Here is a 9,457-nt window from a genome sequence, read left to right as displayed (position 1 = left end):
TCGACAATTGCTACCGGCATTTCACCAGTCATACCGTATTCAATCAGCTTTTGCTGAATAGTTGCAGCCTGATTCAGCCCCATATACATCACCAGCTTCTTTTTCACGCCGGACACGGCATACTAGTGTACTCTACGTCTCGTGGGCTAGGAGATGTTTATAAGAGACAGGGCTGGGGAAACGCTTCCTCGTCGAAGCGGAGGGGGGTGGGAGAAAGGTGCTGTGCGGGGGCCGGCCGGCGTGAATGTGCCGGCCAGGTCCCAGGGCCTGGCCTGCGTGAGCGACCGCTTCGGGGTTACCTGTGGGTCAGCTGTGGCTGGAACGATAAGTGCGCTGCAGGTGACGTGAATACGGGGAAAACCCTCGATCCCGTGGCGGGCCCACCCTCTCCGCGACAGGGAACTCACCTGTCGCGCGGGCCGGTTGACCTGATAGAGCCGCTTTGGTCCGGGTTCCGTATCCCCTCATGGGCGGCCCGCGCGGACCGTACGCGTCCGGCACCGGGCAGAGCGTCGAACCGGGCGCGGAACCGGGTGCGAAACCGGGCGTCGGCCGTTGAACGGACGGAAGCGGCGGCTCGTACGAGACGGTGCATCACCCCCCTGTCGACGGCCGAGGAGGGTCCACCGGATGGACCGGACACATCGGATGCGGACCCGTGTGACGTCCCGCGGGCCCGCGCGCCGTGCCGCCCTCGCGGCCGCCGCCACCGCGGCGGCACCCGTGCTGCTGACCACGTGGGCCGCGCCCCCGGCCCTCGCGCACGGCGCGCCGACCGACCCGGTGAGCCGGGTGTCGGCATGCTCGCCCGAGGGTGGTGAACGGGCGCGGTCGGCCGCGTGCCGGGCGGCCGTCGCCGCGAACGGGGCGCCGTTCACGGCCTGGGACAACCTCCGTGTGGCGGGTGTGGGCGGCCGCGACCGGCAGGTCGTCCCCGACGGGAAGCTGTGCAGCGGGGGCCTGCCCGCCTACAGGGGTCTCGATCTGGCCCGCGCCGACTGGCCCTCGACCCGCCTCTCCCCCGGCGCGAAGCTGAACCTCACCTACCGCTCGACGATTCCGCACACCGGGACCTTCAAGCTGTATCTGACGAAGCCGGGATACGACCCGGCAGAGCCGCTCACCTGGTCCGACCTCCCGGCGAAGCCGTTCGCCGAGATCACGGACCCGCCGCTGAGAGACGGCTCGTACCGTTTCTCGGCCCGCCTGCCGTCCGACCGGTCCGGGCACCACGTGCTGTACACGATCTGGCAGAACACCAGCACCGTCGACACGTACTACTCGTGCTCGGACGTGGTGTTCCCCAAGGCGGCGGAGGGCGGCGGCACGTCCCGGCAGAAGGACACTGACAGAGGCGGGGACAGGGACGGGGAAGGGAACGGGGACAAGGCGTCCGGCAAGGGCTCCGGCGCCACTGGGTCCCCGAAGCCCTCCGGCACGGCGGACGGAACCGCCGCCGGAGACACCGCGAGCGGCGGGACCGGGAGCGGCGAGACCGCCGACGGGCAGGCGGGGAACGCCGGTTCCGCGGAGCGGACGGCCGTCCCCGGCAGCCCGGTGTCGCGCGCGACCAGCGAGTCCGGCGCGTCGCTGCCGCTGATCGCGGCGGGCGGCGCCGCGGCGATGGTGCTCGCCGCGGGCGCCGCCCTGACGGTGCGCCGGCTCAGGAGCCGGTGAATCACGAGCCGGTGAACTCGACCGGCGCGGTGACTCAGTTGACGAAGACCGTGGCACCGCCCTGGGTGGTGTCGGTGACGGGCGCGTACTTCGCCGTGAAGTAACCGGTGCTGAAGCACAGGGACGAGCCGGAGACCCTGGTGAACGGCTGGCTGGTGAAGTTGATGCTGTTGTCGTCGTCGCTCGCCGTGCCGGTGATGCTGGGCGCCTGGTAGACGCAGTTGATGCTGCCCAGCAGGGTCCGCAGGACGACGGTGGTCTGGATGACCGAGCCCGGGGCCGGAGTGACGGTGACCGTGTTGTCCGAGGACACGGTGGCCGTGTAGGGCAGGTTGTTGACCGTGACGCTGGTGACGCCGGTGACACCGAGGACGTTGCTGGTGCAGCTGGCGAAGGTGTGGGCCTTGACCGACTCGGTGGCGGTGCCGGGCGCCGCCGGGTTGTCGGTGACGTCGGCGGTGAACGTGGAGTTGGTGCAGGAGACGCCGCTGGTGCCGGTGGCGCTGGAGTAGAAGTTGGCGGCCGTGCCGGAGGCGAGCGACGCGCTGAGCTCGTCGCCGACGGCGACCGCGTCTCCGGCCGGGCCGCCGACGGTGAGCACGGTGTCGGCGGCGGACGCGGGGGTGGCCGACAGCAGGAGAGCGGTGGCGGTGCCGACGAGGGCGAGCAGGGACTTCGTACGCATGGGGGTGCCTCTTTCGAAGTGAGGGCTGGGGGTGGGTGCGCGCCGAGGAGCGCGGTGCGCGCGGAACAGAGGGACGCGGCGGTGCGGCTCACCGCTGCCGGCCCGTGACGCCTTCTCCGTACGTGACGGGACGGCAGCGGCAGCCGGGCGACCGGCACGGTCCTTCAGGGAGGGGAAGGCGACCGCGCCGGTGCCGCGGAGGTGGTGCTGTGGTGGACCGCGCAGCGCGTTCAGGCATGTCACGGCACCCCGTCGGCGACGGGGAACTCGGGAGGGTGACGAGCGCTGCACGACGGATCCGGCGCCACGGATCCGGGGGAGACCAGGGAGAGTTGTAAACCCGCCGGTAAGTCAACGTCAAGGCATCACAGGCAAGTTGATGTATCGTCAGGATCTTTCCTGAATGACCGTCAAGATCTATTCGGGCAAGGAATGTTGGAGCTGGAATAAGGAAGTCGGAGGTGAGGAGGTTTTCCCCTCTTCACAGGTAGGACACAACCAACATCCTTTTGGCACAAGTGCCTTGACCCTCCAAAGTAACCACCGGTAACTTCCGAGGAGGCTACTGCGGCGTAGCAATCAAGCCCTCGTGCCGTCGGGAGGTACGGGGCAGCCGCGTCGCAGCCGCTGTCCGCGCCAGGACAACGAGCCGTTCGAACCTCACTTCTCGCATTGACAGTGCTCAGGGAGCAGACATGGCTTCGTCCCCGGACGCCTCGGCGTCCAACTCCATCCCCGAGGGCTCGGGGATATCCGAGGACTCGCAGAGATCCGGCAGACGCGGGCGGGTCCGCCTGCGCCGCGCCGCCGTGATGGCGGTCCCGGCGACGGTCCTCACCGCGGGTCTGATGATCGCCACCGCCCAGGGCGCCCTCGGCGTCCAGTTCGCCATCTCCGGCATGCCGTTCGTGGTCACCGCCGACAAGCTCGAAGGTGAGGGCTTCGCGCAGTTCGGCTCGCTGGACCACATGATCGAGAACAGCCCCAACGAGGGCGACACCGGCGGTCAGGTGCTGGTCGTCACCTCGGTGGTGAAGGACGGCAAGCTGACCAACCTCTGCCAGAGCGTCGACCTCGGCGGAATCAAGCTCGTCCTCACCGCGGGCGGCAAGGGCACCCCGGTGTCGGTGAAGAACCTGGCCATCGACTCCGATGAGATCACGGGCGGCAACGCCACGTTCAACAACATCGAGATCGGCCGGGACTCCAGCACCTTCGACAAGGTCCCGATCAAGGGCTCTCCCGGCGTCTACGGCCAGCAGGCGGACTCGGTCGTCATCACCGACCTGTACCAGCACAACTACGCCGCCACCGCCGCCGTCTTCAAGCTTCCCAACCTGCACATGAGCTTCGGGGACAAGGGCTGCCCGCAGTGAACCGGCAGCGCTTCCGGGAGTGGAGGGGGCGGCGGCCCTTCCCGGGCGGGCTGCTGCTCGTCCTGGGCGGCGCCGAGATCCTGGTGACCATGAAGGCGCCGCTTCCCGTCCTCCTGCACATCGGGATGCAGGGGATCGCCGGGTACCTGCTGCCCACCATGATGATCGTCTGCGGGCTGCTGATCCTGTTCAACCCCTCGCAGCGGCTCTTCTACTCGATCATCGCGGTGCTGCTCACGGTCGGCACCTGGCTCACCTCCAACCTCGGAGGGTTCATCGTCGGGCTGGTGCTCGGCCTGGTCGGCAGCGTGCTGACCTTCGGCTGGCTCCCGGACCAGGAACCCCGCGAGAAGCGGCGCCGCCTGCTGCGCCGCCACCGCGACCAGGCGTCCCCGGCCCCCACGCCGTAACCCTCACGCGGCCAGGGAGGCCACCGTGCGGTCCGCCCCGGCCGGGCTCAGATCCCGGCCGGGGCGGACTCATGTCCGACCGAGGAGGCGCAGCCACCGGGCCCGAGGACGCGCAGCCACCCGGCCCCGGCAGCGGCAGCGGCAGCGGCAGCGGGGGCATCCGGCCCTGAGAGGCGTGGGCATCCGGTCCCAGGAAGCGTGCGTCCGGCCCCGGAGGGGCTCAGGTCCGGTCGGCGCCGCCGTTCACGGGACGAGCCACGGGACCGGGCGGGCCGTCAGCCGGGGGACGGCGAGGGCCGCGTGAAGGCGGGCGGGGCTCGTGCACTCGCGGTCGTACGAGAGGGGGACCTGCCAGTACAGGCCGGGGCCCGCCGTACGGCGCGGGGGCGGGACGGCCACATGGCTGCCGGGGCCCAGGATCTGCACCTCCGGGACGTGCCAGCCGTCCGCCTCACCCGGCGGGACCAGCCAGTAGAGGATGGAGCCGTAACCGTCCCTGATGACCGCGCCGGTCCCGTCGCCGAGCATGCCGAGCGCCCGGACGCCGAGGGCCAGCGGGACGCGGACCGCGTCCCACCAGGTGCCGGCCGGCAGGATGCACACCTCTGTGCTGTGGAGCGGCATCCACCGCGGGACCCTGCTGACTGTCATCGCGCTCACCGGCCTTACCGAGGGTCCCTCCAGCCTAGGAAGGGCAGGAGGCGCCGGCTTCTCGCCGCGCGCAGGTCAGTTGTCGCCGCGCGCACGGAAGTTGCCCCCGTACGCAGCACTCGCCGCGCCGTCTCGCCGGGCGACCCTACGGCACCGTAGCGTCACGGACCGTACCCACGTCGTCCTACCAGGGAGGCAGGCCCCGATGGGAAACACCAAGCCCTTGGCCATTGACACGACCGGCCGTGACATCCACGGCGAGGCCGCCCGGATCCGCGCGAGGGGTCCGGTGACCCGTGTGGAACTCCCGGGCGCGGTCGAGGCCTGGGCGGTCAGCAGCACCGAGCTGCTGAAGCGGCTGCTCACCGACCCGCGGGTGTCCAAGGACCCGCGACAGCACTGGCCCCGGTTCATCGACGGCGGGATCACCCCGGACTGGCCGCTGTTCACCTGGGTCGCCGTGCACAACATGTTCACCGCGTACGGCGGCGAGCACAGGCGGCTGCGGATCCTCGTCTCCAAGGCCTTCACCGGACGCCGCACGGCCGCGCTCCAGCCCCGCATCGAGGAGATCACCAAGGAACTGCTGGACGGCATCGAGGAGGCCGGGCGCCGGTCCCCTGTCGTCGATCTGCGCGAGGAGCTGTGCTACCCGCTGCCGATCCGCGTGATCAGCGAGCTGTTCGGGCTGCCCGAGGACCGGGGGGCCGAGCTGCGGCGGCTGGTCGACCGGCTCTTCGACACGTCCGCCGACCCGGGCGAGATGACCGCCGCCTACGAGCAGATGTACGGCGTCCTCGCCGAACTCGTCGCCACCAAGCGGCAGTCGCCCGGCGACGACCTCACCACCGGGCTGATAGCGGCCCGCGACGAGGAGGGCGGCACCCGGCTCAGCGAGCGGGAACTCGTCGACACCCTGACCCTGATGGTCAGCGCCGGGCACGAGACCACGGTCAACCTCCTGGACAACGCCATCCACGCGCTGCTCACCCACCCGGACCAGCTGGCGCTCGTACGGTCGGGCCGGGGCTCCTGGGACGACGTCGTGGAGGAGACGCTGCGGTACGACGCCCCGGTCGCCAGCCTTCCGCTGAGGTACGCCGTCGAGGACCTCGCCCTCGGTGAACTCGGCGGCCCCGAGGGCGTGGTGATCCGCCGGGGCGAGCCGATCCTCGCCGCGTACGCCGCCGCCGGCCGCGACCCCGGGCGGCACGGTGAGGACGCCGGACGCTTCGACGTCACACGCGCCGACAAGGAGCACCTGGCCTTCGGGCACGGTGTGCACCACTGCCTGGGCGCGCCGCTGGGCCGTCTGGAGGCCCGGATCGCTCTGCCGGCGCTGTTCGCACGGTTCCCCGGGCTCCAACTCGCGGCGAACGACGAGGAGTTGGGGCACGTGGAGTCCTTCATCTCCAACGGCCACCGCCGGCTGCCGGTACGGCTCGGCTGACTGGACGGCTCGGCTGACGGTACGGACTCGGCCGACCCCGTACGGGGTACGGGCCTGGCGCGGGGGTCACTCCCCGCGCCACCACGCCGACAGCCGGGCCCAGCCGGTCGCCGGGCGGCCCGGGTCCACCGCGGGGAGCGCGTACTCGGCGGCGGGTCCGTACGGTCCCGCCGCCGGTCCGCTCCGGGATGCCTGCGGCCCGGCCGCGTCCGGTGCGGTCACCGCGGCCGGCGGGAACGTCACCGGCAGCGCGGTGAGCGCCCGGTGGAAGGGCCCGGGCCGCCACTGGAGCTCCTCGACCGGTACGGCCAGTTCGACGTCCGGCAGACGGTCGAGGAGCTTCTCCACGGCCACCGCCGCGATCAGCCGGGCCTCGCTCTGCGCCGGGCAGTTGTGCGGGCCCGCGCTCCACGCCAGATGGGCACGGTTGCCCGCCCGCTGATCACTCGCCAGGGCCGGGTCGGTGTTGGCGGCGGCGAAGCTGACGACGAGCGGCTCGCCCGCCCTGAGCAGCGCGCCCTTGTAGGTGACGTCGTGCTTCGGGTAGTGCACCGCGTAGTTGGCGAGCGGCGGCTCGGTCCACAGCACCTCGTCGAGGGAGTCCTCCACCGGCAGGCTGCCCCCGGAGAGGGTTCCCGCGAACCGGTCGTCGGACAGCAGCAGCCGCAGGCTGCCCGCGATCAGGTTCTGCTGCGGCTCGGTGCCCGCGCCCATGAGCACGACGAGGGTGTGGACCATCTCGTCGTCCTCAAGGCGCGCCGGGTGCGCCATCAGCCAGGACGTCACATCATGTCCGGGGCGCGCCCGCTTGAGCTCGATCAGGTCGAGCAGCGTGGTCGTCAGCAGCTCGTTGGCCCGCTCGGCGTCCACGCCGTCGAAGATCCCGGACATGCCCTCGACCAGCCGGACGCCGTAGTCCGCCGGGCAGCCGAAGAGGTGGTTGAACACCAGCAGCGGCAGCACCTGCGCGTACTCGCCGAGCAGGTCCGCCTCGCCCCTGGGTGCGAACCGGTCGATGAGCGTGTCGGCACTGTGCTCCACGTAGCCGCGCAGGGTGGCCGGCTCGACGCGGGCCAGGCTGTCGGTGATCGCGCCGCGCAGCCGCCGGTGCTCCTCGCCGTCGGTGAACAGGGCGTTGGGCCGGTACATCATCATCGGCACCACGGGGCTGTCCACGGGGACGGTGCCGTCGGCGAGGTCCCGCCAGCGGCGCGGGTCCTTGGCGAAGGTCTCCGGGCTGCGCAACACGTGCAGGGCGGCGTCGTACGACGTGACGAGCCTGGCCCGCACCCCGGGCGCGAGCTCGACCGGGGCGGTCGGCCCGGCCCTGCGCAGACGCCGGTAGACGGCGGCGGGGTCGGCGGCGAACCCGGGGCCGTACAGGGCCTCGTGGGCCGGGCATCCCGGCGGCGGGGCGGACGGGGCCGACGGCCCCGGACCCGGAGGAGACGACGGAGCCGGAGGAGACGACGGAGCCGGAGGAGACGACGGAGCCGGAGGAGACGACGGGCCGGGAGGAGACGACGGGCCGGGAGGGGACGACGGGGCGGAGGTCACGCGTGCTCCAGTTCGGTGGTGCGGCCGATCAGGTACTCGACGAGGGCGATCAGCGCCCGGGTGGACGACTCCCGGTCGCGGGCATCGGTGGGGGTCCCCCCACTCGAGCGAAGCCGAGAGTGGGGGAGGACGAGCGGGGTCTCGGGCAGCAGGTCCAGGGCCTCGCGCACCTCGTCCAGCGCGTGCACGACCAGCAGCTTGGCCGCGGACTTCACATGGGCCGCAGATACGCGTCGGGCGGGGGTTGGTAACTGCTCGCCGGGGAGTGCGCACGAGGGTGGTTTAACTCGACCGTGTGATGGTCCGCTTGCGGGCTTGCGGTGCCCTGGGCCGATCGGGCTAACGTGATCGTGCGATCTGGGACGCCGGGCACGGCGCCAGCGTACGGGGCCCCCGCTCCACCGGAGTGATGGTTCGGGGCCTCCCCGTCGCCTCTGGCCGTACCCACTGGCCAGGTCGCACAGGGAACTGGCCTCCCGGGATCGGACCACGCACAGGATGCGTGTCGCTGCCCCGGGGTTGAGTACGCCGGGGACCTGGGGGCACCTCCCACGCCCTTGAGGCAGTGGGGGAGCCCTCAAGACCGTTCGGGGCGTGCGGCTGATCAGGCTCACTTCTGCTCAGTCCAAAGGAACGGTTCAGAGCCGGGCGCGGAGCCCATCGAGGACCTCCTCCAGCATGCGGACGTCGGACGACGGGTCCGCCGGGACGTAGGGGGCGCGGGTGACGAGGTGGCCGCTGTCCATCAGGTCGGCGACCAGCACCTTGGTCACGCTGACGGGCAGCGAGAGGTGCCCGGCGATCTCGGCGAGGGACAGGGCGCCGGGCCGGCACAGTTCCACCACCCGGCGTTTCTCCGGGCTGAGACCGGTCAGCGGCAGGTCCTCGCCGGTGACCACCATCGTGACCAGGTCCAGGGTGTTGCGGCTCGGGAAGGCGCGGCCGTCCGTGACGACGTACGACCTCACGAGTCGTTCCGGGGGGCGGCGCCGTGGGGTCATGCGCGGCTGCCGGTGGCCGGCCGGGCGGGGCTGGTCAGCTCCTTGCCGAGGCGGTCGACCAGCTTGTGCATGCGGTACGTCACGGCCTCCATGTCCACGTGCTCGCTGGTGGAGACCGCGAGGTAGGCGCCCTCGCCTGCGGCGACCAGGAACACGAACCCGTGCCCGAACTCGATCAGTGTCTGCCGCCACGGGGCGTCCCGGGGGCCGCAGAACCCGGCCGTGCTCCGGCTGATCGACTGCAGCCCGGAGAGCCCGGCCGCCAGCCGTTCGGCGTCGTCCCGGTCGATGTGGGCGGAGTGGGCGCGCAGCATGCCGTCGGCGGACAGCAGGATCGCGTGCCGTGCCCCGGGCACCTTCAGTACCTCGTCGAGCATCCAGCCCAGCTCGTTGGTCGTGGGCTCGATCATGCGCGGGGGGTCCCTTCCTCGTCGTGGGGGGTCGTGTGCGCGACCTCTTGAGGGCCGCCCTCTTCCGCTGCGGCACCGGGGGCGCCGTCCGGATCCGGCTCGGGTTCCTTCCCGAGGGCCTCCCACACGGGCTCGTACCGCGGTCCGCTCCGCGCGGCCTCACGGCGTACGGCTTCCAGCAGGAACTGGTTGCCGGAGCAGCCCACCAGCATCTCGTGGAACGAGGCGTTGACCTGGAAC

The 9,457-nt window shown here is 71.4% G+C and carries 10 protein-coding genes and 1 pseudogene; 4 read left to right on the top strand and 7 right to left on the bottom strand.

Going from position 1 to position 9,457, the window contains the following annotated elements; translation table 11 throughout:
- The first annotated feature begins 630 nt into the window (after positions 1-630).
- A complete protein-coding gene (locus FNH04_RS34840; RefSeq protein ID WP_152789851.1) occupies positions 631-1,677 on the top strand; it encodes a lytic polysaccharide monooxygenase auxiliary activity family 9 protein in 1,047 nt (348 codons plus the stop codon).
- A gap of 34 nt (positions 1,678-1,711) precedes the next feature.
- On the opposite strand, the gene FNH04_RS34835 is transcribed toward FNH04_RS34840, so the two are convergent.
- Complete coding sequence (locus tag FNH04_RS34835; RefSeq protein WP_152789850.1) at positions 1,712-2,362, bottom strand: Tat pathway signal sequence domain protein; 651 nt, start codon at positions 2,360-2,362, stop codon at positions 1,712-1,714.
- A gap of 695 nt (positions 2,363-3,057) precedes the next feature.
- Here FNH04_RS34835 and FNH04_RS34830 point away from each other — a divergent pair.
- Positions 3,058-3,738, top strand: a complete 681-nt coding sequence (locus FNH04_RS34830; RefSeq protein WP_152789849.1) for a DUF6230 family protein — start codon at positions 3,058-3,060, stop codon at positions 3,736-3,738.
- A complete protein-coding gene (locus FNH04_RS34825) occupies positions 3,726-4,148 on the top strand; it encodes a DUF6114 domain-containing protein (protein WP_152789848.1) in 423 nt (140 codons plus the stop codon). The genes FNH04_RS34830 and FNH04_RS34825 overlap by 13 nt, the downstream gene beginning before the upstream one ends.
- A gap of 243 nt (positions 4,149-4,391) precedes the next feature.
- Here the strand turns inward: FNH04_RS34825 and FNH04_RS34820 are convergent, their stop codons facing one another.
- On the bottom strand, positions 4,392-4,799 hold the full coding sequence (locus FNH04_RS34820; protein ID WP_152789847.1) for a hypothetical protein: 408 nt from the start codon (positions 4,797-4,799) through the stop codon (positions 4,392-4,394).
- 205 nt (positions 4,800-5,004) lie between these two features.
- On the opposite strand from FNH04_RS34820, the gene FNH04_RS34815 reads away from it, so the two are divergent.
- A complete protein-coding gene (locus tag FNH04_RS34815; RefSeq protein WP_152789846.1) occupies positions 5,005-6,249 on the top strand; it encodes a cytochrome P450 family protein in 1,245 nt (414 codons plus the stop codon).
- A gap of 66 nt (positions 6,250-6,315) precedes the next feature.
- On the opposite strand, the gene FNH04_RS34810 is transcribed toward FNH04_RS34815, so the two are convergent.
- From FNH04_RS34810 to FNH04_RS34785, 5 genes and pseudogenes are all read right to left on the bottom strand, one after another.
- Positions 6,316-7,632 carry a cytochrome P450 gene (locus FNH04_RS34810; protein WP_152789852.1) on the bottom strand — a complete coding sequence of 439 codons (1,317 nt, stop codon included), beginning with the start codon at positions 7,630-7,632 and terminating at the stop codon, positions 6,316-6,318.
- Between the two features lie 170 nt (positions 7,633-7,802).
- A pseudogene (locus FNH04_RS34800) lies at positions 7,803-7,991 on the bottom strand (hypothetical protein); the annotation flags it as partial.
- A gap of 453 nt (positions 7,992-8,444) precedes the next feature.
- Positions 8,445-8,807, bottom strand: a complete 363-nt coding sequence (locus FNH04_RS34795) for a DUF742 domain-containing protein (protein ID WP_152789845.1) — start codon at positions 8,805-8,807, stop codon at positions 8,445-8,447.
- Positions 8,804-9,217 (bottom strand): roadblock/LC7 domain-containing protein, encoded by a 414-nt coding sequence (locus FNH04_RS34790; RefSeq protein WP_152789844.1) that lies wholly within the window; start codon positions 9,215-9,217, stop codon positions 8,804-8,806. Before FNH04_RS34790 ends, FNH04_RS34795 begins: the two co-directional genes overlap by 4 nt.
- On the bottom strand, positions 9,214-9,457 hold a 244-nt coding region (locus FNH04_RS34785; protein WP_152789843.1), incomplete at its 5' end, for a hypothetical protein. The genes FNH04_RS34790 and FNH04_RS34785, both read right to left, overlap by 4 nt.

The organism is Streptomyces phyllanthi (assembly GCF_009377205.1).
Lineage (GTDB): Bacteria > Actinomycetota > Actinomycetes > Streptomycetales > Streptomycetaceae > Streptomyces > Streptomyces phyllanthi.
Note: the sequence above shows the minus strand (reverse complement) of the source record. Positions and strands in the feature narration are given on the sequence as shown.

Bases quoted from the DNA above. Each gene is read 5' to 3' on its own strand.
- FNH04_RS34795 (WP_152789845.1), bottom strand. From the start codon at position 8,807: ATGACCCCACGGCGCCGCCCCCCGGAACGACTCGTGAGGTCGTACGTC.
- FNH04_RS34820 (WP_152789847.1), bottom strand. From the start codon at position 4,799: ATGACAGTCAGCAGGGTCCCGCGGTGGATGCCGCTCCACAGCACAGAG.
- FNH04_RS34835 (WP_152789850.1), bottom strand. From the start codon at position 2,362: ATGCGTACGAAGTCCCTGCTCGCCCTCGTCGGCACCGCCACCGCTCTC.
- FNH04_RS34790 (WP_152789844.1), bottom strand. From the start codon at position 9,217: ATGATCGAGCCCACGACCAACGAGCTGGGCTGGATGCTCGACGAGGTA.
- FNH04_RS34830 (WP_152789849.1), top strand. From the start codon at position 3,058: ATGGCTTCGTCCCCGGACGCCTCGGCGTCCAACTCCATCCCCGAGGGC.
- FNH04_RS34815 (WP_152789846.1), top strand. From the start codon at position 5,005: ATGGGAAACACCAAGCCCTTGGCCATTGACACGACCGGCCGTGACATC.
- FNH04_RS34840 (WP_152789851.1), top strand. From the start codon at position 631: ATGGACCGGACACATCGGATGCGGACCCGTGTGACGTCCCGCGGGCCC.